Source organism: Pseudomonas iranensis (genome assembly GCF_014268585.2).
Classification (GTDB): Bacteria; Pseudomonadota; Gammaproteobacteria; order Pseudomonadales; family Pseudomonadaceae; genus Aquipseudomonas; species Aquipseudomonas iranensis.
In genome coordinates this window covers 1,072,900-1,098,887 of record NZ_CP077092.1, presented here as the reverse complement: position 1 = coordinate 1,098,887, position 25,988 = coordinate 1,072,900, and the positions used below count along the sequence as shown (strand labels likewise).

23 protein-coding genes and 2 tRNA genes are annotated in these 25,988 nt (G+C 58.7%); 3 read left to right on the top strand and 22 right to left on the bottom strand.

Annotation, left to right across the window (positions count from 1 at the left end; all coding sequences use genetic code 11):
• Window positions 1-137: 137 nt before the first annotated feature.
• From infB to rlmE, 11 genes are all read right to left on the bottom strand, one after another.
• Window positions 138-2,666, bottom strand: coding sequence for a translation initiation factor IF-2 (gene infB / locus HU724_RS04795; RefSeq protein WP_024011570.1), 2,529 nt, complete (start codon window positions 2,664-2,666; stop codon window positions 138-140).
• A gap of 27 nt (window positions 2,667-2,693) precedes the next feature.
• Window positions 2,694-4,175: a transcription termination factor NusA gene (nusA, locus tag HU724_RS04790; RefSeq protein WP_024011569.1), complete on the bottom strand. Its 1,482-nt coding sequence runs from the start codon at window positions 4,173-4,175 to the stop codon at window positions 2,694-2,696.
• Between the two features lie 47 nt (window positions 4,176-4,222).
• Window positions 4,223-4,681 (bottom strand): ribosome maturation factor RimP, encoded by a 459-nt coding sequence (gene rimP, locus HU724_RS04785; RefSeq protein WP_007973115.1) that lies wholly within the window; start codon window positions 4,679-4,681, stop codon window positions 4,223-4,225.
• Window positions 4,682-4,820: 139 nt separating this feature from the next.
• Window positions 4,821-4,897, bottom strand: a tRNA-Met gene (locus HU724_RS04780).
• A gap of 97 nt (window positions 4,898-4,994) precedes the next feature.
• Window positions 4,995-5,080, bottom strand: a tRNA-Leu gene (locus HU724_RS04775).
• A gap of 22 nt (window positions 5,081-5,102) precedes the next feature.
• On the bottom strand, window positions 5,103-5,486 hold the full coding sequence (gene secG / locus HU724_RS04770) for a preprotein translocase subunit SecG (RefSeq protein WP_016771756.1): 384 nt from the start codon (window positions 5,484-5,486) through the stop codon (window positions 5,103-5,105).
• A 4-nt stretch (window positions 5,487-5,490) separates the two neighbouring features.
• Complete coding sequence (tpiA, locus tag HU724_RS04765) at window positions 5,491-6,246, bottom strand: triose-phosphate isomerase (protein ID WP_186568028.1); 756 nt, start codon at window positions 6,244-6,246, stop codon at window positions 5,491-5,493.
• A 65-nt stretch (window positions 6,247-6,311) separates the two neighbouring features.
• Window positions 6,312-7,649 carry a phosphoglucosamine mutase gene (gene glmM, locus HU724_RS04760; RefSeq protein WP_186568026.1) on the bottom strand — a complete coding sequence of 446 codons (1,338 nt, stop codon included), beginning with the start codon at window positions 7,647-7,649 and terminating at the stop codon, window positions 6,312-6,314.
• 16 nt (window positions 7,650-7,665) lie between these two features.
• Window positions 7,666-8,517, bottom strand: coding sequence for a dihydropteroate synthase (gene folP, locus HU724_RS04755; protein WP_186568024.1), 852 nt, complete (start codon window positions 8,515-8,517; stop codon window positions 7,666-7,668).
• Window positions 8,518-8,525: 8 nt separating this feature from the next.
• Window positions 8,526-10,433: an ATP-dependent zinc metalloprotease FtsH gene (gene ftsH, locus HU724_RS04750; RefSeq protein WP_016771759.1), complete on the bottom strand. Its 1,908-nt coding sequence runs from the start codon at window positions 10,431-10,433 to the stop codon at window positions 8,526-8,528.
• Between the two features lie 202 nt (window positions 10,434-10,635).
• Window positions 10,636-11,265: a 23S rRNA (uridine(2552)-2'-O)-methyltransferase RlmE gene (gene rlmE, locus HU724_RS04745; RefSeq protein ID WP_186568022.1), complete on the bottom strand. Its 630-nt coding sequence runs from the start codon at window positions 11,263-11,265 to the stop codon at window positions 10,636-10,638.
• A gap of 101 nt (window positions 11,266-11,366) precedes the next feature.
• Between rlmE and HU724_RS04740 the strand changes: the two genes are divergently transcribed.
• A complete protein-coding gene (locus tag HU724_RS04740) occupies window positions 11,367-11,675 on the top strand; it encodes a YhbY family RNA-binding protein (protein WP_016771761.1) in 309 nt (102 codons plus the stop codon).
• Between the two features lie 9 nt (window positions 11,676-11,684).
• On the opposite strand, the gene HU724_RS04735 is transcribed toward HU724_RS04740, so the two are convergent.
• The 8 genes from HU724_RS04735 to grpE form a co-directional block, all read right to left on the bottom strand.
• On the bottom strand, window positions 11,685-12,089 hold the full coding sequence (locus tag HU724_RS04735; protein WP_016771762.1) for a hypothetical protein: 405 nt from the start codon (window positions 12,087-12,089) through the stop codon (window positions 11,685-11,687).
• A gap of 28 nt (window positions 12,090-12,117) precedes the next feature.
• Window positions 12,118-12,594, bottom strand: coding sequence for a transcription elongation factor GreA (greA, locus tag HU724_RS04730; RefSeq protein WP_038861135.1), 477 nt, complete (start codon window positions 12,592-12,594; stop codon window positions 12,118-12,120).
• A 2-nt stretch (window positions 12,595-12,596) separates the two neighbouring features.
• Window positions 12,597-15,818, bottom strand: coding sequence for a carbamoyl-phosphate synthase large subunit (gene carB / locus HU724_RS04725; RefSeq protein ID WP_016771764.1), 3,222 nt, complete (start codon window positions 15,816-15,818; stop codon window positions 12,597-12,599).
• A gap of 124 nt (window positions 15,819-15,942) precedes the next feature.
• Window positions 15,943-17,079: a glutamine-hydrolyzing carbamoyl-phosphate synthase small subunit gene (gene carA / locus HU724_RS04720; protein WP_186568020.1), complete on the bottom strand. Its 1,137-nt coding sequence runs from the start codon at window positions 17,077-17,079 to the stop codon at window positions 15,943-15,945.
• Window positions 17,080-17,337: 258 nt separating this feature from the next.
• Window positions 17,338-18,141, bottom strand: coding sequence for a 4-hydroxy-tetrahydrodipicolinate reductase (gene dapB / locus HU724_RS04715; protein WP_016771766.1), 804 nt, complete (start codon window positions 18,139-18,141; stop codon window positions 17,338-17,340).
• A gap of 9 nt (window positions 18,142-18,150) precedes the next feature.
• The gene (dnaJ, locus tag HU724_RS04710) at window positions 18,151-19,275 is read right to left on the bottom strand and encodes a molecular chaperone DnaJ (protein ID WP_016771767.1); all 1,125 of its coding nucleotides are present in this window, start codon (window positions 19,273-19,275) and stop codon (window positions 18,151-18,153) included.
• A gap of 297 nt (window positions 19,276-19,572) precedes the next feature.
• The gene (gene dnaK, locus HU724_RS04705; RefSeq protein WP_024011565.1) at window positions 19,573-21,489 is read right to left on the bottom strand and encodes a molecular chaperone DnaK; all 1,917 of its coding nucleotides are present in this window, start codon (window positions 21,487-21,489) and stop codon (window positions 19,573-19,575) included.
• A 102-nt stretch (window positions 21,490-21,591) separates the two neighbouring features.
• Window positions 21,592-22,158, bottom strand: a complete 567-nt coding sequence (gene grpE / locus HU724_RS04700; protein WP_039759570.1) for a nucleotide exchange factor GrpE — start codon at window positions 22,156-22,158, stop codon at window positions 21,592-21,594.
• Window positions 22,159-22,398: 240 nt separating this feature from the next.
• Here grpE and recN point away from each other — a divergent pair, with 240 nt between their 5' ends.
• Complete coding sequence (recN, locus tag HU724_RS04695) at window positions 22,399-24,072, top strand: DNA repair protein RecN (RefSeq protein ID WP_186568018.1); 1,674 nt, start codon at window positions 22,399-22,401, stop codon at window positions 24,070-24,072.
• A gap of 76 nt (window positions 24,073-24,148) precedes the next feature.
• Here recN and fur read toward each other — a convergent pair whose 3' ends face one another.
• The gene (gene fur, locus HU724_RS04690) at window positions 24,149-24,553 is read right to left on the bottom strand and encodes a ferric iron uptake transcriptional regulator (RefSeq protein ID WP_016771770.1); all 405 of its coding nucleotides are present in this window, start codon (window positions 24,551-24,553) and stop codon (window positions 24,149-24,151) included.
• 97 nt (window positions 24,554-24,650) lie between these two features.
• Here fur and HU724_RS04685 point away from each other — a divergent pair, with 97 nt between their 5' ends.
• Window positions 24,651-25,178, top strand: coding sequence for an outer membrane protein assembly factor BamE (locus HU724_RS04685; protein ID WP_016771771.1), 528 nt, complete (start codon window positions 24,651-24,653; stop codon window positions 25,176-25,178).
• A 61-nt stretch (window positions 25,179-25,239) separates the two neighbouring features.
• On the opposite strand, the gene HU724_RS04680 is transcribed toward HU724_RS04685, so the two are convergent.
• Both HU724_RS04680 and HU724_RS04675 read right to left on the bottom strand, forming a co-directional pair.
• Window positions 25,240-25,554 carry an RnfH family protein gene (locus HU724_RS04680; protein WP_016771772.1) on the bottom strand — a complete coding sequence of 105 codons (315 nt, stop codon included), beginning with the start codon at window positions 25,552-25,554 and terminating at the stop codon, window positions 25,240-25,242.
• A complete protein-coding gene (locus HU724_RS04675; RefSeq protein WP_056782859.1) occupies window positions 25,547-25,981 on the bottom strand; it encodes a type II toxin-antitoxin system RatA family toxin in 435 nt (144 codons plus the stop codon). Before HU724_RS04675 ends, HU724_RS04680 begins: the two co-directional genes overlap by 8 nt.
• Window positions 25,982-25,988 lie beyond the last annotated feature (7 nt).

Below are 25,988 nucleotides of genomic sequence, written 5' to 3'. Positions count from 1 at the left end.
AGCGGTGAAACCCGCAAGGTCTGAAAGCGGCAAACGCCCGGCCTGACAAAAGCCAGACCGGGCGTTGCGTTTAGAGTCCGGACGCTGTGCCGTGCATTTGCATGCTACGGCCCATCGTGGCCCTTGAAGTGCGCGAGTCAGAGGCTGCGAGCAACCTGAACCTTCTCGAAGACTTCGATCTTGTCGCCGACTTTGACGTCGTTGTAGCTCTTCACGCCGATACCGCATTCCATGCCGGCACGCACTTCGGAAGCGTCATCCTTGAAGCGGCGCAGGGATTCCAGCTCGCCTTCGAAGATAACGATGTCTTCACGCAGTACACGGATCGGACGGTTACGGTGCACGACACCTTCGATCACCATGCAACCGGCGATCGCGCCAAACTTCGGCGAACGGAACACGTCACGCACTTCGGCCACACCCAGGATGTTCTCGCGAACATCGCTGCCGAGCATGCCGGTCAGGGCTTTCTTGACGTCTTCGATGATGTCGTAGATCACGTTGTAGTAACGCATATCCAGACCTTCCTGCTCGACGATCTTGCGAGCGCCGGCATCGGCACGCACGTTGAAGCCGAACAGTACAGCGTTGGAAGCCAGTGCCAGGTTGGCGTCGGATTCGGTGATACCACCGACACCGCCACCCACTACGCGCACTTGTACTTCATCGTTGCCCAGGCCATTCAAGGCACCGTTCAACGCTTCCAGCGAACCACGGACGTCGGACTTGAGGACGATGTTGAGCGTCTTCTTCTCGGCCTGACCCATGTTTTCGAAGATGTTTTCCAGCTTGCCGGCGTGAGCGCGAGCCAGTTTGACTTCGCGGAACTTGCCTTGACGGAACAGAGCCACTTCACGGGCTTTCTTCTCGTCGGCAACCACGCTCATCTCGTCGCCAGCGTCCGGGGTACCGTCCAGGCCGAGGATCTCGACAGGGATGGATGGACCGGCTTCCTTGATTGGCTTGCCGTTCTCGTCGAGCATGGCACGTACACGGCCGTAGTTCGAACCGACCAGGACCATGTCGCCTTGACGCAGCGTACCGTCCTGAACCAGCACGGTTGCCACTGGGCCACGACCCTTGTCGAGACGCGATTCAACCACCACACCACGGCCAGGAGCCGACGGAGTAGCTTTCAGTTCGAGAACTTCGGCCTGCAGCAGAACGGCTTCAAGCAGCTCGTCCACGCCAGTACCCATCTTCGCCGAAACCGGAACGAATGGTGTGTCGCCACCCCAGTCTTCGGAAGTCACGCCGTGAACCGACAGCTCGCTGCGGATGCGATCGAGATCGGCGCCCGGCTTGTCGATCTTGTTCACTGCTACCACCAGCGGCACGCCAGCTGCCTGCGCATGCTGAACCGCTTCGATGGTTTGCGGCATCACACCGTCGTCCGCTGCAACCACGAGGATCACGATGTCGGTCGCCTTGGCACCACGGGCACGCATTGCGGTAAACGCAGCGTGACCCGGGGTGTCGAGGAAAGTGACCATGCCGCGATCAGTCTCAACGTGGTATGCACCGATGTGCTGGGTGATACCGCCAGCTTCGCCAGCAGCTACCTTGGCACGACGGATGTAGTCGAGCAGCGAAGTCTTACCGTGGTCAACGTGGCCCATTACGGTCACGACTGGTGCACGGGAGAACGACTCACCTTCAAACTTCAGGGACTCGGCCAGGGAATCTTCCAGAGCGGTGTCGCTGACCAGGGTCACTTTGTGGCCCAGTTCTTCGGCTACCAGTTGAGCAGTTTCCTGATCAAGCACCTGGTTGATGGTCGCTGGGGTACCCAGTTTGAACATGAACTTGATGATTTCAGCCGCTTTGACCGACATCTGGTTGGCCAGATCGCCAACCGTGATGGTCTCGCCGATCTGCACGTCACGCACGACAGGGCCGGTCGGGCTCTGGAAACCGTGGGCGTTGCGCTTCTTCAGCTTGGCCTTGCCGCGACCACCACGACGGAAGCCATCGCTTTCTTCGTCGGTAGTGCGTGGTGCCACACGTGGCGCCGGGGCTTTTTCTTTGACCGATGCGCGATGCGGAGCGTTTTTGCGCTCGCCATCACCACCACCGCTGCGACGATTGTTGTCGTCGGCACGTGGCTTGTCCGGACGGCGCTGTTCGTTCTGCTTGTTGCGAACGTCAGCCGATGGAGCAGGAGCAGCGGCCACCGGTGCGCTTTCGCGAACAGGTTCGGCAGCGGCAGCCGGCGCCGCAACGGCGTCGCTGGCAGCGGTTTGCGCAGCAGCAGGCTGGCGACGCGCTTCTTCTTCGGCGCGTTGCTTGGCTTCTTCTTCAGCCTTCTGACGGGCAGCATTTTCTACTGCGCGACGCTCATCCAGTTCACGCTTGCGCTCGGCTTCGATTTCTTCCGGGCTGCGCTGTACGAAAACTTTCTTCTTGCGAACTTCAACGCTGATGCTCTTGCTACCAGCCACACGCAGGGTGCTGGTGGTTTTACGCTGCAGCGTGATCTTGCGTGGTTCTTCCACTTTCGCCTTGTGACTGCTCTTCAAGTGAGTCAGCAGGGATTGCTTCTCACTGTCAGTCACATTTTCGTCGGCGGCGGTGTGCGGCAGACCTGCCTCACGCATCTGCTGCAACAGGCGCTCTACCGGTGTTTTGACCTCATCGGCCAGTTGTTTCACCGTGACTTGCGTCATGCACTTCTCTCCTCAGGCCGCGCCTAATTACTCGAACCAGTGGGCTCGGGCGGCCATGATCAACTTGCCGGCACGATCATCGTCAATGCCGTCGATGTCGAGCAGGTCGTCAATAGACTGCTCGGCCAGGTCTTCGCGGGTAATTACGCCGCGCACCGCCAGTTCCATCGCCAAATCCTTGTCCATACCCTCAAGCGAGAGCAGGTCTTCGGCCGGATGGGCGTCTGCCAGCTTTTCCTCAGTAGCGATGGCTTTGGTCAACAAGCGATCCTTGGCGCGAGCACGAAGCTCGTTGACGATGTCCTCGTCAAAGCCGTCGATGTTGAGCATTTCCTCCACCGGTACGTAGGCAATCTCTTCCAGGCTGGTGAAGCCTTCATCTACCAGCACCTGAGCCAGTTCTTCGTCGACTTCCAGCTCATCGATGAAGTTGCGCAGGATGTCGCCGGTTTCTGCTTGCTGCTTAGCCTGGATGTCCGATTCGGTCATCACGTTCAGGGTCCAGCCAGTCAACTGGCTGGCCAGACGCACGTTCTGACCACCGCGACCGATGGCCTGAGCCAGATTGTCTGCGCCAACGGCGATATCCATGGCATGGGCATCTTCGTCAACGATAATTGCCGCAACCTCGGCCGGGGACATGGCGTTGATCACGAACTGGGCCGGGTTGTCGTCCCACAGCACGATATCAACACGCTCACCGCCCAACTCACCCGATACCGCCTGGACGCGCGAACCGCGCATACCGATGCAGGCACCTTGCGGGTCGATGCGCTTGTCCTTGGAGCGGACGGCGATCTTGGCACGCGAACCCGGATCACGGGAGGCGGCCATGACCTCGATGAGGCCTTCGGCGATTTCCGGCACTTCGATACGGAACAGCTCGATCAGCATTTCCGGCGCGGTACGCGACAGGATCAGCTGCGGGCCGCGGTTCTCGGTGCGGATTTCCTTGAGCAGCGCACGCAGACGCACGCCGACACGGAAGGTTTCGCGAGAAATGATGTCTTCACGGGCCAGCAACGCTTCAGCATTGTTGCCCAGATCGACGATCACGTTGTCGCGGGTGACTTTTTTCACGGTGCCAGAGATGATTTCTCCCAGGCGCTCGCGATAGGCGTCGACCACTTGAGCGCGCTCGGCTTCGCGAACTTTCTGCACAATGACCTGCTTGGCAGTCTGTGCAGCGATGCGGCCGAACTCGATGGATTCGATTTTCTCTTCGACGACGTCACCGACCTTGGCACCAGGATGCGTTTCGGCAACCTTGCTTGGCCAGGTCTCGATGGCCGGATCGTCGAGATCATTCTCTTCGACGACCGTCCAGCGACGGAAGGTTTCGTAGGAACCAGTGTGGCGGTTGATTTCCACACGCAGGTCCACTTCGTCTTCAAAACGCTTTTTGGTAGCAGTGGCCAGAGCCAGCTCCAGCGCTTCAAAAATTACGCTTGCCGGTACACCCTTTTCATTGGATACCGACTCAACAACCAGCAGTACTTCTTTGCTCATCGTACGCCTCGCCTTTCGCAAGCCATTGGATCCGCGGGATCCGCGTCTCAGTCAAAACTGGGAATAATGTTGGCCTTGTCGATCATATCGATCGGCAACAGGAACTCGTGGTCTTCTACCTGCACCACGACGTCCTGCTCTTCTACACCGCGCAGAAGGCCCTGAAAGTTGCGTCGACCTTCGAAAGGCGAGCGCAGCTTGATCTTCACTTGTTCACCGGCAAATTTGGCAAACTGCTCAAGAGTGAACAGCGGGCGCTCCATGCCAGGCGAGGAAACTTCAAGGGTGTATTCAACGGAGATAGGATCTTCAACATCCAGAACACCGCTGATCTGACGGCTGACAATGGCGCAATCGTCCACCAGCACGCCACCCTCTTTATCGATATAAACGCGCAACATCGAGTGACGACCCTGAGCCGAAAACTCGATACCCCAGCATTCATAGCCCAGGGCCACGACCACCGGGGCCAGCAAGGCCTGCAACTCTTCTAGCTTGCTCGACACCTGAACCCCCTAGTGCATGATATGTGCATGCTTTGCAAAATAAAAAAATGGGCATAACGCCCATCCTTGAAACGCCGTCGAACAGCGGCGTTGAAAGTATCCAGCTAACAAAAAGCCCCTTAAAAGGGGCTCCTTAAACTGGTTGCGGGGGCCGGATTTGAACCGACGACCTTCGGGTTATGAGCCCGACGAGCTACCAGACTGCTCCACCCCGCGACAAAGCTGGGGCGGAAGTATACGACCGATCCCTTTTAGGGTCAATGTAACCTTCCACCTGCAAGAAAGCCCGCAACAGCGGGCTCTCCTGACTAATTGGTACCGAGAAGGGGACTCGAACCCCTACACCCTATGGGCACAACCACCTCAAGGTTGCGTGTCTACCAATTCCACCACCTCGGCAATACTACGTTTGGAACTCTTCTTACTTCTGCTCTTGAGCTGGAGGCACGTCAGTCGCTGGAGTAGCCGACTTTTGCTCTTGAAGCACCGGGACATCATCAGAAGCCGGTTGTTGCTTAGGTACTTCCAACACTGCTGGATCTGGAAGACCTGCTTGAGTCAGCTGATGAGCTTTCTCTTTAGCAAAGTAACCTAACCCCAAGCTGGTTATGAAGAAACCGGCGGCAAGTATAGCAGTAAACTTACTAAGAAAGGTAGAGGAACCTTGGCTTCCGAACACAGTATTTGAAGCACCTGCTCCGAAAGACGCGCCAGCGTCCGCACCCTTACCCTGCTGCAGCAAAACCAGAGCAACTACGCCCAATGCACCCAGCAGATGAAAAACGACTACGACTGTTTCCAGCATTTTTTCAGTTTCCCGCGGCGCGACAGATCGCACCGAACTCATCTGCATTCAGGGAAGCTCCACCAATGAGCCCCCCATCGATATCCGGCATGCCGAACAGTTCGACCGCATTGGCCGCCTTCACGCTGCCGCCGTATAGAAGCCGCACACCTCGTGCGACTTCAGAATTCTCTGCCGCCAACTGCTCGCGAATGGCTTTATGCACATCCTGAGCCTGTTGCGGCGTTGCAGTCAGCCCGGTACCAATGGCCCAGACCGGCTCGTATGCAATCACTGCCTTGGTAAAGGCACCGACACCCAGCTCCTCGATGATGCTGCCCAGCTGACGCCCGACAACTTCAAGAGTTTTTCCGGCTTCGCGCTGCTCGAGGGTTTCCCCTACACACAACACCGGAATCAAGCCACATGCCTGTGCCGCTGCGAACTTGCGATTCAGCATCCCGTCTCGCTCGCCCATAATCTGACGGCGTTCGGAGTGCCCGACAAGCACCAGGGAACAACCTGCATCCACCAGTTGGCTGGGAGCAATCTCACCAGTCAACGCACCTTGCATGGCTTCCACCGCAGAATTCTGCGCGCCGACCGAAATCGACTTGCCTTTCAAGCCATCAATCACTTGATTGATGTACAAGCAAGGCGGGAACACCGCGACATCAACACCGCTTGGCAAGGCCAGATGACGAAGGCCGTTGATCAGCTCAGCGACGCTGGCGCGGGTACCGTGCATCTTCCAGTTACCAGCTACCATAGGGCGACGCATGCTGTACCTCGTCGGTCAAAGTGGGCGCAGATGTTACCCAACACAATCATGGCTTGCAAGCCGTATCAGGCAGAAACTTCGGTTACCAGTTTTGCCAGCTCTTCGGCATAGCCGCGAACCTGGTTTTCGTCCTCGCCTTCGACCATTACGCGCACCAGAGGCTCTGTGCCGGACTTGCGCAGAAGCACGCGACCGCGTCCCGCCATCGCCTGAGTGACACGGGCACTGGCTTCCTTGACAGCAGGATGCTCCAGTGGGCTTTCACCGCCGCCAAAGCGAACGTTGATCAGCACCTGAGGGCACTTGCGCAACGCCTGGCGCGTTTGTGCCAGACCTTCATTGCGGGATTTCAGAGCCATCAACACCTGCAAGGCCGCAATGATGGCGTCGCCCGTGGTGGCGTGGTTGAAGCAGACCACATGCCCGGAATTTTCCCCGCCTACGAGCCAGTTGCGCTCTTGCAGCTCGGCAATCACGTAGCGGTCACCGACATTGGCGCGAACGAACGGGATCGACAGATCCGCAAGGGCCAGTTCGAGACCAAGATTGCTCATCAAAGTACCGACGACGCCACCCTGCAACTTGCCACGCTCATGCAGATCGCGGGCAATGATAAACAGCAGGTCGTCACCATCAACAATGGCGCCGGTGTGATCGACCATCAATACCCGATCGCCATCGCCATCGAAGGCGATACCCAGGTCCGCATGCTCGGCCAGAACGGCGGCCTGCAACGGCCCCATATGCGTGGAACCGCAGTTATCGTTGATGTTCAGCCCGTTCGGCTGAGCGGAAAGCACGACGACTTCGGCACCCAATTCACGGAAGACGCTCGGCGCTACCTTATAGGTCGCACCATGCGCGCAGTCGATAACGATCTTCAGGCCGGCGAAATTGGTCCCGGTAGGCACGCTGCTCTTGCAGAACTCGATGTAGCGGCCCGATGCATCATTGATTCGCGACACTTTACCGATCTTGCTCGACTCGACGACGGTCATCGGCGTATCCAGCAACTCTTCGATCATCAGCTCCAATTCATCGGGCAGCTTGGTGCCTTTGCCGGAGAAGAACTTGATGCCGTTGTCATCATGCGGGTTGTGCGAAGCACTGATCACGATGCCGGCTTCAGCCTGGAACGTACGCGACAAATAGGCGATGGCCGGCGTCGGCATCGGGCCGAGCAGCATCACATCGGCACCCGCCGAGGTCAGCCCGGCCTCGAGTGCCGACTCGAACATATAGCCGGAGATCCGCGTGTCCTTGCCGACCAGCACCTTGCAGGCACCCATCTTGCGAAAAGCCATACCAGCAGCCCAGCCGAGCTTGAGCATGAAGTCAGGCGTGATCGGGTATTCACCAACGCGACCGCGAATGCCGTCGGTACCAAAATATTTCTTGCTCATAAGCGCTCCATCATTCTTATTCGGCTGATTCTACGGCCGCGATCATTCGCACGACATCGACGGTTTCCGCCACATCGTGGACCCGCAATATACGTGCGCCTTTAACTGACGCCAGCGCCGCCAGTGCCAGTCCGCCATGCAGACGCTCGCCCACGGGACGATTCAAAGCGTGGCCAATCATACTCTTGCGCGAAACACCTACCAGCAGTGGTCGACCCAGTGCATGCAGGGCCTCCATGTGCTTGAACAAGCTTAGATTGTGCTGCAGGGTTTTGGCGAAGCCGAAGCCGGGATCAAGAATGATTCGCTCAGCGGGAATGCCCGCCTGGGCACATTGATCCATGCGTTCGACGAGAAACTCACCGACCTCGCGGGTGACATCCTGATACTGCGGATTGTCCTGCATATCGCCCGGCTCGCCGAGCATGTGCATGAGACAAACCGGCAATCCGGTCGCCGCCGCCGCATCCAGCGCGCCATCGCGACGCAACGAACGCACATCATTGATCAGTCCGGCACCGAGCCGGGCGGTTTCGCGCATGACTGCCGGGGTGGAAGTATCGACCGAGATGATGACATCCAGGTCGCGATTGATCAGCTCGACAATCGGCGCGACGCGCTCTAGCTCCTCAAGAGGAGAAACCGCTCGCGCCCCCGGCCGGGTCGATTCGCCGCCGATATCAATCAGCGTCGCGCCAGCCAGCACCATGGCTTCTGCGTGGCGCAAAGCCGCATCGAGCTGGCTATAGCGACCACCATCGGAGAAAGAATCAGGAGTGACATTGAGAATGCCCATGACATGCGTCTGGGCCAAATCAAGAACCCGGTTGCCGCAAGGCAACCGGGTCAGGGACTGTACAGAAGTCATTTCAAGCCTTAAACGTCAGCAGCCGGACCGCCAATCGGTTTTTCCGGACGCTCGTCCTGCACGACAGGCGGCGGAGGCGTACCGGTGCCACCCGACCAGTCGCGAGGTTCGCGAGGTGTGCGGCCGGCCATGATGTCGTCAATCTGCTCGGCATCGATGGTTTCGTACTTCATCAGCGCATCAGCCATGGCATCGAGCTTGTCACGGTTATCCGTGAGGATCTGCTTGGCGGTGCCGTAGCACTGATCAATGATGCTGCGCACTTCCGAGTCGATCAGCTTGGCTGTCTCACCGGAGAAGCTGGCAGCCTGGCCGCCACCGCCGCGACCGAGGAACACTTCGCCCTCTTCTTCGGCATACATCAGCGGACCGAGTTTTTCCGACAGGCCCCATTTCGTCACCATGTTCCGGGCAATCTGACTTGCACGCATGATGTCGTTGGACGCACCGGTGGTTACACCGTCAAAGCCCAGGGTCATTTCTTCTGCGATACGGCCACCGTACAACGAGCAGATCTGGCTGATCAGCGCACGCTTGGACAGGCTGTAACGATCTTCTTCCGGCAGGAACATGGTCACACCCAGCGCACGACCGCGCGGGATGATCGACACCTTGTAGACCGGATCATGCTCAGGCACGACGCGACCAACGATGGCGTGGCCGGCTTCGTGGTAAGCAGTGTTCTGCTTTTCTTTCTCGGACATGACCATGGATTTGCGCTCGGCGCCCATCATGATCTTGTCTTTCGCCAGTTCGAACTCTTTCATCTCGACGATGCGTTTGCCGCTACGAGCAGCGAACAACGACGCTTCGTTGACCAGGTTGGCCAGGTCAGCACCGGAGAAGCCCGGAGTACCGCGCGCGATCACTGCCGGAGCAACGTCGTCGCCCATTGGCACTTTGCGCATGTGCACTTTCAGAATCTGCTCGCGACCACGAATATCCGGCAAGCCCACGACCACCTGACGGTCGAAACGGCCCGGACGCAGCAGCGCAGGGTCGAGTACGTCCGGACGGTTGGTCGCAGCAATAACAATGATGCCGTCATTCATTTCAAAGCCGTCCATCTCTACCAGCAACTGGTTGAGAGTCTGCTCACGCTCGTCATGACCGCCACCCATGCCGGCGCCACGATGGCGACCCACGGCATCGATTTCGTCGATGAAGATGATGCAAGGGGCGTGCTTCTTGGCCTGCTCGAACATGTCGCGGACGCGGCTGGCGCCGACACCGACGAACATTTCGACAAAGTCGGAACCGGAAATGGTGAAGAACGGCACTTTCGCTTCGCCGGCAATCGCCTTGGCCAGCAAGGTTTTACCGGTACCCGGCGGGCCGACCATCAGCACGCCGCGCGGGATACGACCGCCCAGACGCTGGAATTTGCCCGGATCACGCAGGAACTCAACCAGCTCGCCGACTTCTTCCTTGGCTTCGTCGCAACCGGCAACGTCAGCCAAAGTGGTTTTCACCTGATCTTCGGAGAGCAGGCGTGCCTTGCTCTTGCCGAAGCTCATCGGCCCGCCCTTGCCGCCTGCGCCGCCCTGCATCTGGCGCATGAAGAACATGAACACCGCGATGATCACCAGGATCGGGAAGCTGGCCACCAGGAGCTGAGTCCAGATGCTTTGCTGTTCAGGCTGCTTGCCTTCAACCACAACGTGATTGTCGACCAGATCGCCGATCAGGCCATTGTCCTGAATCGCCGGACGAATGGTCTTGAAGCTGTCGCCATCGGTGCGCTTGCCGGTAATCACATAGCCGTCAACAGCTACGCGCTCGACCTTGCCATCCTTGACCTGCTGGATGAAGTCGGAATAGTTGAGGGTCTGCGGCTCGTTAGGGCTGGAGAAGTTGTTCATCACCGTCACCAGGACTGCCGCAATGATCAACCACAGGATCAGATTCTTTGCCATATCGTTCAATTAACTACCCTCTGAAGCAAGCTCCGCTACTGGCGCGCGCTTCGCATGATATTCACCGGCCTAACTTACTACATTACCTACAACTCTGGCAGGCGCCGTCTGTAACCCTTTGTGAAACACTTTCTACACAATATTCGCTTATGCCTGCAGAGCGAAATATGAAAAACCTATCGCCCCGCCGAAAAACCTTGTTTTACGCATCACCGCCGCGATAACCCCAGGCCAGCATGTACTGCTCACGGGAGCTGCCACGGGAAGAGTCTGGCTTGATCATCTGGATCTTGTCGAATTTCTTCCGAGCATCCTTCAGATAAACGTCGAAGCCCTCGCCCTGGAAAATCTTGATGACGAAGTTGCCACCGGGCTTGAGGATCCGTTCCGCCAGGTCCAGAGCCAGCTCACAGAGGAACATGGCCTTGGGCATGTCCACTTCGGGCGTACCACTCATATTGGGGGCCATATCGGAAATCACAAGGTCCACCTGCGAATTACCCACAGCCTCCAGGATTTCAGCGAGCACCGAGTCCTCCGTGAAGTCGCCCTGAATAAACTGCACGTCAGGGATGCTGTCCATTTCCAGGATGTCCGAGGCGATCAGACGCCCCTGCCCACCGATCAGTCGACTCGTGACCTGCGACCAGCCACCCGGCGCGGCGCCGAGGTCGACCACGCTCATGCCCGGACGGATGAGTTTGTATTTTTCCTGGATCTCCAGAAGCTTGTAACTTGCACGCGAGCGGTAGCCATCCTTCTGCGCCTGCTTCACATAAGGATCGTTGACATGTCTTTTCAGCCAACCAAGGCTTGTCTTGGAACGCGCCATTGGGCACCTCGATGATTAGGGTCGTGATTAGTTGGGCGGATCCACGAACCCTCGGGTAAAATGGCCGCCATTTTACAGAATCCAGACGAAAGGGTCAGATTATGCCGCTCACTCCAGAGCAGAAGAAACAGTACAAATCCATCGGCCACCACCTCAAACCAGTGTTGACGGTAGCGGACAACGGTTTGACTGAAGGTGTTTTAGCCGAACTTGAACGCGCCCTGGCGGATCACGAGCTGATCAAGATCAAGCTCAATATCCTCGATCGCGAGTCGCGCCTGGCGCACATCGCCGAACTGTGCAAGGTCGGCAAAGCGGACCTGGTTCAGGTGATCGGCAAGATGGCTCTGGTCTACCGCAAGAACTTCAGCGCCAACAAGCAGCTGTCGAACGTTCATCGCTTCAAGTGATGTGCAGGGTCAAGGGTGTGCTTCGCGCACCCTGCCACTCCATCCCGGCACCGGCTGCATGACCAGCACCAGCCCGGAAAATCCCAGCACCAGATAACTGAATACCTGCCAGCGCTGCGCATCCGGCCAGCCGACACGCACGGCTACATACATCGCGCACGCGTACAACGCCATCAACAGCACCTGCCCGCGAAAATCCCGCCATAGACTGCCAAGGCCCTCGGCCTGTACCAGCACCAAAGCCTGAAAGATCACGCACAGAGCGGCGAACCCCACCACCAGCACTTCGAATGCACTGGCGACTTCGTCGATCAACAGCGGCGCCAGGCCTATCTGACCCAACGCCGGCTGCAAACCGATATGAATCAACCATAGGCCACCGACCCAAAGCATCTGGGTCAGTTGCCAAAGCATGGCGCCCGCATGCAGCGGGCGCCTTCTTTCAGATGTGACGAACTTCGACAATCTCGTACTCGATCACGCCGCTTGGCGTTTTGACGGCGACCACGTCACCCTCTTCCTTGCCAATCAAGGCGCGGGCCAGCGGCGAACCGACGGAGATCTTGCCGAGTTTGAAGTCAGCCTCATCCTCACCCACGATGTGGTAAGTGACGCTTTCATCAGTCTCGACGTTGGCGATCTCGACGGTGGTGCCGAAAATCACTTTGCCGGTATGAGGAATGGTCGTGACATCGATGATGACCTGATTCTGAATCCGGCCCTCGATGTCACGAATACGCGCTTCGACCATGCCTTGCTGTTCGCGGGCAGCATGGTATTCAGCGTTTTCCTTCAAGTCACCCAACTCGCGGGCCGTACCGATGTCCTGGCTGAGCTTCGGACGGACGACCTTGGTCAGGTGAGCATGCTCCTCTTCCAGGGCGCGAGCGCCCTGAACAGTCATTGGGTACTTGGTTATGCTCATGCCTTCAATCCTGCGTGTAGATCCTGCAAGCGGCGCACGGTCTTTTCCGGACCGAACTTCAGCGCTTCGCAGATCGCTTCGCCCGCAGCGATAGTGGTGGTGCAGTAGATCTTGTGCTGCAGGGCATTGCGACGAATGGAGTACGAATCGGCGATCGACTGGCGACCTTCGGTGGTGTTGATGATCAGCGTGACTTCGTCATTCTTGATCATGTCGACCACGTGCGGACGACCCTCGGTCACCTTGTTCACGCGGCGCACTTTCAGGCCTGCGGCTTCGATCAGCTTGGCAGTGCCGGCAGTGGCGACCACTTCGAAGCCCAAGTTGATCAGATCACGGGCCACGCCTGCAACCAGTGGCTTGTCGTCATCGCGCACGCTGATGAACGCGGTACCGCCGGTCGGCAGCACTTCACTGGCGCCCATCTGCGCCTTGGCGAATGCTTCACCGAAGGTGTCGCCGACGCCCATCACTTCACCGGTCGACTTCATCTCCGGGCCGAGGATCGGGTCAACGCCAGGGAATTTGGCGAACGGGAATACCGCCTCTTTCACACTGTAGAAGTTCGGGATGATTTCCTTGGTGAAGCCGATTTCCTTCAGGGTCTTACCCGCCATCACGCGCGCAGCGATCATGGCCAGGGAAACACCGATGCACTTGGAAACGAACGGTACGGTACGCGAGGCGCGCGGGTTGACTTCGATGACGTAGATGTCTTCGCCCTGCAAAGCCAACTGCACGTTCATCAGGCCGACAACGCCCAGTTCCAGAGCCATTTTCTTGACCTGTTCGCGCATCTCGTCCTGGATGTGCGCCGGCAGCGAGTACGGCGGCAGCGAGCACGCAGAGTCACCGGAGTGAACGCCCGCCTGTTCGATGTGCTGCATGATCGCGCCGATCACTACATCTTTGCCGTCGCAGACCGCATCCACGTCCATTTCGATGGCGCAGTTGAGGAAGTGGTCGAGCAGCACCGGGCTGTCGTTGGACACTTGCACCGCGTCACGCAGATAGCGCTTGAGTTCGTCTTCCTTGTAAACGATTTCCATCGCACGGCCGCCCAGCACGTAGGACGGGCGCACCACCAGCGGATAACCGATCTTCGCCGCAGCGCGAACAGCTTCATCTTCGCTGCGCACAGTGGCGTTTGGCGGCTGACGCAGGTTCAGGCGCTCGACCATTTGCTGGAAGCGCTCACGGTCTTCCGCGCGGTCGATGGCGTCAGGACTGGTGCCGATGATCGGCACGCCAGCAGCTTCCAGAGCACGAGCCAGTTTCAGCGGAGTCTGGCCGCCGTACTGGACGATCACGCCTTTCGGCTTCTCGACGCGGCAGATTTCCAGTACGTCTTCCAGGGTTACCGGCTCGAAGTACAGACGGTCGGAAGTGTCGTAGTCGGTGGAAACGGTTTCCGGGTTGCAGTTGACCATGATGGTTTCGTAGCCGTCTTCGCGCAGGGCGAGAGCAGCGTGAACGCAGCAGTAGTCGAACTCGATACCCTGGCCGATACGGTTCGGACCGCCACCCAGGATCATGATCTTGTCGCGACCCGACGGCGCGGCTTCGCACTCTTCCTCGTAGGTCGAGTACAGGTAAGCGGTGTCGGTAGCGAACTCGGCGGCGCAGGTGTCAACGCGCTTGTAGACCGGGAACACTTCCAGCTTCTGACGGTGCGTACGCAGGTTTTTCTCAGTCACGCCCAGCAGCTTGGCCAGACGCTGATCGGAGAAGCCTTTGCGCTTGAGCTTGAACATCAGGTCGCGGTCGATCGAGGACAGACCGAGGGTCTTGACCTTCTCTTCGTCCTTGATCAGGTCTTCGATCTGCACCAGGAACCACGGATCGATCATGTTCATGCCGAAGATGTCTTCGACCGACAGGCCGGCGCGGAAGGCGTCAGCCACGTACCAGATACGCTCGGCGCCCGGCACGGTCAGTTCGCGCTTGAGCACGCTCATGCTGTCCGGGTTGCTCAGATCGAGCTTCTCGTCCAGACCGCAAACGCCTACTTCCAGACCGCGCAGAGCTTTCTGCAGGGATTCCTGGAAGGTCCGGCCGATGGCCATGACTTCGCCGACCGACTTCATTTGCGTGGTCAGGCGCGCGTCAGCCTTGGCGAATTTCTCGAAGGCGAAGCGTGGCAGCTTGGTGACGACGTAGTCGATCGACGGTTCGAAGGACGCCGGAGTCTTGCCGCCGGTGATGTCGTTCGACAGCTCATCAAGGGTGTAACCCACAGCCAGTTTGGCCGCGACCTTGGCAATCGGGAAACCGGTGGCTTTCGAAGCCAGTGCCGAGGAGCGCGAAACACGCGGGTTCATCTCGATCACGACCATACGGCCAGTGTTCGGGCAGATACCGAACTGCACGTTGGAACCGCCGGTCTCGACGCCGATCTCGCGCAGTACCGCCAGCGAGGCGTTACGCAGGATCTGGTATTCCTTGTCGGTCAGGGTCTGGGCTGGAGCTACGGTGATCGAGTCGCCAGTGTGCACGCCCATCGGGTCGAAGTTTTCGATCGAGCAGACAATGATGCAGTTGTCCTTTTTGTCGCGGACAACTTCCATCTCATATTCTTTCCAGCCTATCAGCGATTCGTCGATCAGCAGCTCTTTGGTCGGCGACAGGTCCAGACCACGGGCGCAGATTTCTTCGAACTCTTCACGGTTGTAAGCGATACCGCCACCGGTGCCGCCCATGGTGAAGGACGGACGGATGATGCACGGGAAACCGAGGGTTTCGAGAACCGCGTTGGCCTCTTCCATGCTGTGGGCGATGCCGGAACGCGGGCACGCCAGACCGATGGATTTCATCGCCTTGTCGAAACGCGAACGGTCTTCAGCCTTGTCGATGGTGTCGGCATTGGCACCGATCATCTCTACGCCGAACTTCTCCAGAACGCCTTCGCGCTCCAGATCCAGGGCGCAGTTCAGAGCGGTCTGGCCGCCCATGGTTGGCAGGACGGCGTCCGGACGCTCTTTTTCGATGATCTTGGCCACGGTCTGCCATTTGATCGGTTCGATATAGGTGGCGTCGGCCATGTCCGGGTCGGTCATGATGGTGGCCGGGTTGGAGTTCACCAGAATGACGCGGTAACCCTCTTCGCGCAGGGCTTTGCAGGCCTGGGCGCCGGAGTAGTCGAATTCGCAGGCCTGGCCGATCACGATCGGGCCAGCGCCGAGAATCAGGATGCTTTTAATGTCTGTACGTTTTGGCATGGTTTGTCACTCAAATCCGCAGGTCAGTCGGCAAGCCGTCTTGATCGATTTCTGAAGTCCCGAGGGGGCCGCCGGAACCGGGGCCGCCCTCGCGGGCTTCTCTCTACAGTCTCAAGGCGAACGCTTAGCGTCGCTTGGCCATCTCGTTGATGAAGCGGTCGAACAGTGGCGCAACATCGTTCGGGCCCGGGCTCGCTTCAGGGTGACCCTGGAAGCTGAACGCGCTCTTGTCGGTGCGTTCGATGCCTTGCAGGGTGCCGTCGAACAGCGATTTGTGGATCGCGCGCACGTTGGCTGGCAGGGTGGCTTCGTCTACCGCAAAACCGTGGTTCTGGCTGGTGATCATCACCACGCCAGTGTCCAGATCCTGCACCGGGTGGTTGGCACCGTGGTGGCCGTGGCCCATTTTCAGGGTCTTGGCGCCGGAGGCCAGAGCCAGCAGCTGGTGACCGAGACAGATGCCGAAGACCGGAATTTCGGTTTCCAGCACATCCTTGATCGCCTGGATCGCGTAGTCGCATGGCTCCGGGTCACCAGGGCCGTTGGACAGGAACACGCCGTCCGGCTTCAGCGCCAGCACATCGGCGGCTGGAGTCTGCGCAGGCACTACGGTGACGCGGCAGCCGCGCTCGACCAGCATGCGCAGGATGTTGACCTTGACGCCGTAGTCGTAGGCGACCACGTGATATGGCAGCTCGGAAGCTTCGATGGTCGCGTGGCTGTCGGTTTTCAGATCCCAGACAGTCGAGCGCCATTCGTACTGGGTCTTGGTGCTGACGACTTTCGCCAGGTCCATGCCCTTCAGGCCCGGGAAGCCTTGCGCAGCGGCGATGGCCGCTTCTTCGGAAATGTTGTCGCCGGCCATGATGCAGCCGTTCTGAGCGCCTTTTTCACGCAGGATGCGGGTCAGGCGACGGGTGTCGATACCGGCGATTGCCACCACGTTGTTGGCTTTCAGGTAATCGGACAGGGACATCGTGTTACGCCAGTTGCTCGCTACCAGCGGCAGGTCACGGATGACCAGGCCAGCGGACCAGACGCGGTCGGACTCGGCATCTTCCGGCGTGGTGCCGGTGTTGCCGATGTGCGGGTAAGTCAGGGTAACGATCTGCTGGGCGTAGGAAGGATCGGTAAGGATTTCCTGATAGCCGGTCATTGCGGTGTTGAACACCACCTCACCAACGGTCTGACCGTCGGCTCCAATGGCTTCGCCGCGAAAAATGCTGCCATCAGCAAGGGCGAGTATGGCTGGCTTAGTCAAGAAGACCTCCCGTAAATAACGCATGAAAGGGCAATCGCAGGTTGTAAAAAAGCGGAGTGACGTATGGACACGTCACCCCGCTTCTTCACTGAAATTATTCTGCGCGCTTTTAGTGGACACACTAAAGCTGTAGCTTACAGAAAAGGGCGTTTTTGGTCCACCGCTAAAGAGCCTTAAAGGCCGGAGAATGCGACAGGTCGTCGCCAAGCGGTAAAAACCGGCGCAAAACGGGACGTTTGCGCCGGGTTCAGCAACGACTCAACGCAGGTCGAGTACGTCTTGCATGTCGTACAGGCCCGGCTCGCGACCGTCCAGCCACAGCGCCGCACGCACCGCGCCCTTGGCGAAGGTCATGCGGCTCGATGCCTTGTGGGTGATCTCGACGCGCTCGCCATCGGCAGCGAACAGCACGGTGTGATCACCGACGATATCGCCAGCACGCACGGTGGCGAAACCAATGGTTTCACGCTCACGCGCACCGGTCTGGCCTTCGCGACCGTAGACCGCGACCTTCTTCAGATCACGCCCCAGGGCATCAGCAATCACTTCACCCATGCGCACCGCCGTACCGGACGGAGCATCGACCTTGTGGCGGTGATGGGCTTCCATGATCTCGATATCGACATCGTCGCCCAGCACGCGCGCAGCGGTGTCGAGCAACTTCAGGCAGAGGTTGACGCCGACGCTGAAGTTGGCGGCGAAGACGATCGGAATGTCCTTGCCCGCCTCGGCCAGCAATTGCTTCTCTTCAACACTGAAACCGGTGGTGCCGATGATCATCGCTTTGCCGTGTTTGCGGCAGAACGCGAGATTCTTCAGGGTCACGGTCGGGTGAGTGAAGTCGATCAACACATCGAACTCTTCAACCACACGATCCAGGTCACCGGACAGCGGCACGCCGATACGGCCCAGCGCTGCCAGCTCACCGGCATCCGCGCCGACCAGCGTGCTGTCGGGACGATCGACCGCCGCCGTCAGACCGGCGCCCGGTGTCTGCTGCACCGCTTCAATCAGGGTCTTGCCCATGCGCCCGGCGGCGCCCATCACTGCAATACGTCGCATGCCGACTCCTTACAAATCGCCGAAGAAACGCTTCACACCATCGAACCAACCAGTGGTTTTCGGCGAGTGGCTGTTGTCGTCGGCCAGGGAGCTGCGGAATTCTTCCAGCAGTTCACGCTGACGACGGTTGAGGTTGACCGGCGTTTCCACAGCGACACGGCACATCAGGTCGCCGGCACCGCCGCCACGCACTGGCGCCACGCCTTTACCGCGTACGCGGAACTGCTTGCCGGTCTGCGTGCCTTCAGGGATTTTCAGTTTGACCCGACCGTCGAGGGTCGGAATTTCCAGCTCGCCGCCCAGTGCAGCGTCGACGAAGCTGATCGGCACTTCGCAGAACAGGTGCTTGCCGTCACGCTGGAAGATGTCGTGTTCACGCACGTTGATCACAACGTACAGGTCGCCAGTCGGCCCGCCCTGGGTACCCGCCTCGCCTTCGCCGGACAGACGAATGCGGTCGCCAGTATCAACACCGGCAGGCACTTTGACCGACAGGGTTTTGTACTCTTCGACACGACCGTCGCCGTGGCAGGAGTCGCACGGATCGGAAATGATCTTGCCCTGGCCATGGCAGCGCGGGCAGGTCTGCTGCACCGAGAAAAAGCCCTGCTGCATGCGCACCTGACCGATGCCGCCGCAGGTCGGGCACGTCGTCGGCGACGAGCCTTTCTTGGCGCCGGAACCATCGCACGGTTTGCAGTTGACCAGTGTCGGAACGCGGATATTCACCGACGTACCGCGCACCGCTTCTTCCAGATTCAGCTCCAAGGTGTAGCGCAGATCGCTGCCACGCTGAGCGCCGCCACGGGCACCGCCGCGACCGCCACCAAAGAAATCGCTGAAGACATCGCCGAAGATGTCCGAGAAGTTCTGACCACCGAAACCGGCACCGCCGCCGCCCATGCTCGGATCGACGCCGGCATGACCGTATTGGTCGTATGCCGCGCGCTTGCTGGCGTCGGACAACACTTCATAGGCCTCGTTGGCCTCTTTGAATGCTTCTTCCGAAGCCTTGTCGCCGGGATTACGGTCGGGGTGGTGCTTCATGGCCAGACGGCGATAGGCCTTCTTCAGGTCCGCTTCGCTCGTGCCCCGCTCGACACCCAATACTTCGTAATAGTCACGCTTTGCCATAAGTTCTTTGCACTCTTAAGGACGTTCGGCAAACCCCTCCTGAGCCTCGCCAAACTCGTTGAGCCCCCATTAAGGCCCGGACCCAACTCACGTCAATTCAACGATCCTGGTCTTGATTGATGCGGTATCTGCGGCGCGAAAAGCAGGAGCATTCCCGGCCATACCGCCAACATCCGAACGGTGTCGCATGCTGTAAAAATTCACGTATTCCAGATACGCCAACGCGGGAGGCAAGCTCCCGCGCGGCGACATCCTACCAGTCACCGCCGCAAGGCAGTCAACCGGGCGACCAACAACTTACTTGTGGTCTTTGACTTCTTCGAACTCGGCGTCGACAACGTCGTCAGCCTTCTCAGCCGATTCGCCTTGCGGGGCTGCGCCATCAGCTGGCTGAGCCTGTTCGGCGTACATCTTCTGAGCAACCGGAGCGGAGACTTTCGACAGCTCTTCAACCTTGGCTTCGATGGCAGCCTTGTCGTCGCCTTTGACGGCGGCTTCCAGCGCAACCACAGCAGCTTCGATTGCAGTCTTCTCTTCGGCGGTGACCTTGTCGCCCGCGTCAGCGACCATCTTGCGAGTCGAGTGCACCAGCGCATCACCCTGGTTACGGGCAGCGGCCAGCTCTTCGAACTTGCGGTCTTCCTCGGCATTCGCCTCGGCGTCACGCACCATGCGCTCGATTTCTTCGTCGGACAGACCGGAGTTGGCCTTGATCACGATCGACTGGGTCTTGCCGGTAGCCTTGTCTTTCGCGCCGACGTGCAAGATGCCGTTGGCGTCGATGTCGAAGGTCACTTCGATCTGCGGCACGCCACGTGGAGCTGGTGGAATGTCGGCCAGGTCGAACTTGCCCAGCGATTTGTTCTGTGCGGCTTGCTTGCGCTCACCTTGCAGAACGTGAATGGTCACAGCGCCCTGGTTGTCGTCGGCAGTCGAGAACACTTGCGATTTCTTGGTAGGAATCGTGGTGTTTTTCTCGATCAGCGCGGTCATCACGCCACCCATGGTTTCGATACCCAGGGTCAGCGGGCTGACGTCGAGCAGCAGCACGTCTTTCACGTCACCGGCCAGAACAGCGCCCTGAATCGCAGCACCCATGGCAACAGCTTCGTCCGGGTTGACGTCTTTACGTGCTTCTTTACCGAAGAAATCGGTAACCAGCTTCTGCACCAGCGGCATACGAGTCTGACCACCGACCAGAATCACATCGTTGATCGCGCTGACGTCGATACCGGCGTCTTTCATGGCAATGCGGCAAGGTTCGATGGTGCGCTGAACCAGGTCTTCAACCAGTGCTTCGAGCTTGGCACGCGAGATCTTCACGTTCAGGTGCTTAGGACCGGTCGCGTCTGCAGTGATGTACGGCAGGTTGACGTCGGTCGACTGAGCGGACGACAGCTCGATCTTGGCTTTCTCAGCGGCTTCTTTCAGACGCTGCATCGCCAGCGGATCACCTTTGAGGTTCATGCCGCTTTCTTTCTTGAATTCGTCAACGAGGTAGTCGATCAGACGAATGTCGAAGTCTTCACCGCCGAGGAAGGTGTCACCGTTGGTGGCCAACACTTCGAACTGGTGCTCGCCGTCAACTTCAGCGATTTCGATAACGGACACGTCGAAGGTACCGCCACCCAGGTCATAAACGATCACGGTGTGATCGCCCTTGGCCTTGTCCATACCGTAAGCCAGAGCAGCTGCGGTTGGCTCGTTGATGATACGTTTTACGTCCAGACCAGCGATGCGGCCGGCGTCTTTGGTGGCCTGACGCTGGCTGTCGTTGAAGTAGGCCGGAACGGTGATCACCGCTTCGGTCACTGCCTCGCCGAGGTAGTCTTCGGCGGTCTTCTTCATCTTCTTCAGAATTTCAGCCGAGATTTGTGGCGGTGCCATTTTCTGGCCGTTCACTTCTACCCAGGCGTCGTTGTTGTCAGCCTTGACGATCTTGTAAGGGACCATCTGGATGTCTTTCTGCACAACTTCTTCGTCGAAACGACGACCGATCAGACGCTTTACCGCGTACAGGGTGTTGTGCGGGTTGGTTACAGCCTGACGCTTGGCCGACTGACCTACCAGAATTTCGCCATCGTTGGCGTAAGCGATGATCGACGGCGTGGTACGCGCGCCTTCAGCGTTTTCAATAACTTTGGCTTTGCCGTTTTCCAGCACGGAGACGCAGGAGTTGGTAGTCCCCAGGTCGATACCGATAATTTTGCCCATGTTCACTCTCCCGAAACTTTGGATTTTGTTGCTGCAGCAGTGGTGGCTGACTGCGGTAGCACTTAAACGCTTGACTTCTAAATGGGGGCCTTGCGGCTAATTTCAAGCCTGCTCGTCAATCGAAGGCGAAACCGGTGCCGGCGCCTTGCTGACCACGACCATCGCCGGGCGCAGCAGGCGACCATTGAGCTGGTAGCCCTTCTGGAAAACCTTCAACACGCTGTTCGGCTCGACGTCGGCACTTTCCTGCATGGCCATCGCCTGATGGTGAACGGCGTTGAACGGTTCGCCATGCGGATCGATCGCTTCAAGCTGGTAGCGCTTGAGGGTGTCGTGGAACATTTTCAGGGTCAGCTCGATGCCTTCGCGCATCGGACGGATGCTTTCGTCGTCCGGACTCGACAGCTCGAGGCCGCGCTCCAGGCTGTCGACGATCGGCAACAGGTCGCTGGCAAATTTTTCCAGAGCAAACTTGTGCGCTTTCTCGACGTCCTGCTCGGCACGGCGGCGAACGTTCTGCAGATCGGCAGCAACACGCAGAGACTGATCCTGCGCGGCGGCCAATTGCTCTTCGAGCACTTGCACACGGGTCGCCAGGTCGTCACCCGAACCTTCGGGCGCCTGATTGGCATCTGGGTTTTGCGTATCTACTGTCTGTTCGTCAGCCATAGAATTCTCCTTTCAATTTCGTCCGCGAGCCTGACTCGCGCTTCTGCCCCGATATATGGGGCCGCAAAATCAGGCTTCAAGGGCTGAAAACAATTGTCCCTACAAAAAAGTGCTGATTAATCATTCTTGAACGCGCTAAGAAAACTTTCTGATCAAGCAAATCGAGCTAAGCGAGGGCATTGTCAGGCCTGAACGAAACACTGTATAAATAACCAGACCTCAAGCCTGGGAGCTGCCTTTATGCTGGTGCACCTGTCCGTACACAACTACGCCATCGTTGAACATCTCGATCTCGAACTTGATCGCGGGATGAGCGTGATCACAGGGGAAACCGGCGCCGGCAAGTCGATCATGCTTGATGCCCTGGGTCTCACCCTGGGTGATCGCGCCGACAGCGGCGTGGTTCGCCCGGGCGCCGACAAGGCCGACATTCTCGCAACGTTCGACCTGGCTGATATTCCTGAAGCCAGCGCCTGGCTGGCCGAGCGCGATCTGGAAAACGACGGGCCGTGCATTCTGCGCCGGGTCATCACCTCGGAAGGTCGTTCGCGCGGTTATATCAACGGCACACCCTGCCCGCTTGGCGACCTCAAAGCCCTCGGCGAGCTGCTGATCGATATCCACAGCCAGCACGAACATCAATCGCTGCTGAAAACCGACACCCATCGTCGCCTGCTCGACGAATACGCCGGCGCCACCGACCTGGCGCGTCAGGTGCAACTGGCCGCGCAGCGCTGGCGCCAGACTCGCCAGGAACTGGAGCGCCTCGCCAACTCCGGCGACGAACAGCGCGCACGTCATCAACTGCTCAGCTACCAGCTAGAAGAACTGGAAAACCTCGGTCTCGGCGAAAACGAACTTGAGCAGCTTGAGCAGGAACACAAGAACCTGACCAACGCCGAAACCTTGCTGGGCATTTGCCGGCAAGTGGTCGAGCAATGCAGCGAAAGCGATTCCGGGAATGTGCTGAATGCGCTGACCGCCAGCCTCAATCGACTTTCCAGCGTGAATAGTTCGGTGGGTGCGCTGGGTGAAGCCAGCAGTCTGCTGACCAGCGCACAGATTCAGGTAGAAGAAGCAGTGGGCGAGCTCAATCGCTTCCTCGACAATTTCGATGCCGACCCGGCTCGCCTGCAATACCTGGAAGAGCGCCTCGACGCGATCTACACCTTGGCGCGCAAACACCGGATTCAGCCGACCGAAGTCGGCGAGATGCAGCAGAAGCTGCTCGATGAAATCGAAACCCTCAACGCCAACGATGAATCCATTGAACGCCTGGGCGAAGAACTGGCGTCCTACGCCCGCCACTATCAAGAGAAAGCGCGCGAGCTGAGCGACCTTCGTCATCAGGCGGCCGGCAGCCTCGCCAGTGCTGTGGAGCAGGAAATCCAGCGCCTGGGCATGCCTGGTGGCCGCTTTACCATCGAACTGAAGGCCAACAGCAGCGACGAGTTGCTGCCAAACGGGCTGGAGCAGGTCGAACTGCTGGTCAGCGCCAACCCCGGTCAACCGCTCAAGGCGCTGGCAAAAGTTGCCTCCGGTGGTGAGCTGTCGCGGATCAGTCTGGCGATTCAGGTCATTACCGCCCAGACCTCCCGCGTGCCGACCCTGGTGTTCGACGAAGTGGACGTAGGTATTGGCGGCCCGACTGCCGAGATTGTCGGCCAGTTACTGCGCCGTCTCGGTGATCGCGGCCAGGTCCTGACCGTGACGCACTTGCCGCAAGTGGCGGCGCAAGGGCATCAGCATCTGTTCGTGCACAAGGTTCGCGACGAGAAGGCGACTCACACCGCCGTCGCCAAGCTCACAAAGAACGAGCGCATCGAAGAAGTCGCGCGCATGCTCGGCGGTATCGATCTGACCAAGGAATCCCTGGCTCACGCGAAAAAAATGGTGGTGACCGCCAAGGCGTAACAAATAGTAGAAAGCACGAAGGCGACCCTTGGGTCGCCTTCGTTCGTTTCGCGAATGTGAAATTCGCGCGACATGCTTACTTTTTCTTGCGTACGTACAGCACCAGGTTGTGATCAACCATCTCGAAGCCATGCTTCTCGACGATCGATTTCTGAAGCTTTTCGATTTCTTCGTCGAAGAATTCGATCACTTCACCCGATTCCACGTTGACCATATGGTCGTGGTGGCCACCGTCAGCCAGTTCGAAGACCGCGTGGCCGCCGTCGAAGTTGTGGCGGACCACGAGGCCGGCCGCTTCGAACTGGGTCAGTACACGGTAAACCGTGGCCAGACCGACGTCCTCACCAGCTTCCATCAACGCCTTGTAGACGTCCTCGGCACTCATGTGACGCTGCTCGGTAGAGTCGAGCATTTGCAGGATCTTGACCCGTGGCAGGGTCACTTTGAGGCCGGCTTTGCGTAGTTCGCTATTTTCAACCATGGTCAGCTTTCTCGCGATGCTGCTTCGCAGCTTCTCTTAATGCGGGTATGATCGGCGTTTACGTTGTCCCAGCCAAGATAGTGGAAGTCGCCCACCGATGCAAAACACCAAGCTCTTGCTAACCAGTTTCACCTTTGTGGGACTGCTCGCACTCGCCGGTTGTTCATTCCCCGGGGTTTACAAAATCGACATCCAGCAGGGCAATGTCGTCACGCAGGACATGATAGACCAGTTACGCCCGGGAATGACCCGGCCGCAAGTACGGTTTATCATGGGCAACCCTCTGCTTGCCGACACGTTCCATGCCGATCGCTGGGATTATCTGTACAGCCTGCAACCGGGTGGCGGTGAACGCCAGCAGGAACGAATCAGCGTTATCTTCAATTCCAACGACCAGCTCGTCAGCCTGTCCGGTGACTTCATGCCCGGCGTGAGCCGTGACGAAGCCATTCTCGGCAAGGACAGCGGTACTACCGTGACCGCGCCGGCTGAAAACGCCGACAAGCCAGAAGCTGAAAAACCAGCCAAACCAGGCTCCTTGCTGGATCAGATCCAGAAGGATGTCGATGGTGTGGAAACCGTACCGGTTCCGACACCAGAGCCGCTGGACACCTCGCCGCAGTAATAGGCGAGGCAATAAAAAACCCGGACATTCCGGGTTTTTTATTGCCTGCCGTTTGGTCTGATCAAGAATTGCGCGCTTTGGCCTCGGCAGCCTTGGCCGCACGCAAACGTCGAACTTCTTTGGGATCAGCCAGCAGCGGTCGATAAATTTCGATCCGGTCGCCCGCCTGAACAGGGCGAGAATCCGCGTCAGCCACGACCTTGCCAAAAATCCCCAGCGGGCACTGCGCCAGATTCAGCTCAGGAAACTCGGCCGCGATGCCCGATGCGTGCACCGCCGCCCGAACGCTGACTCCTTCAGCGACGCTGATCGCACGCAGAACCTGGCGATCAACCGCCGCGTACACGACTTCTATCTCGATCACCGGCTTAACCATGCATCTGCTTGGCGCGCTGGCAGAAAGCATCCACCAGCTGGTTAGCCGCCTGATTGAACAGCGGGCCCAACGTAGCGCGCACCAGCGGCCCGGCATAATCGAACGACAGATCCAGACTGATCTTGCAGGCCTTTTCGTTCAGCGCCTTGAATACCCAGATGCCGTGCAACTGAGTGAACGGGCCTTCTTCAAGATTCATCTCGATCGACTGCCCCGACACCAGCGTATTGCGCGTGACGAAATGCTGACTGAGGCCGCCTTTGGCCACGCCGACACTGGCGCGCATGTGTTCCGGGGAGCTTTCCAGCACTTCAGCCTCCGAGCACCACGGCAGAAACTCCGGGTACCGCGCGACGTCGTTGACCAGGTCGTAGAGAAATTGCGCCGGGTACGGCAGGAGCGCGGATCGTTGGATATGTGTCGTCATGTAAGCG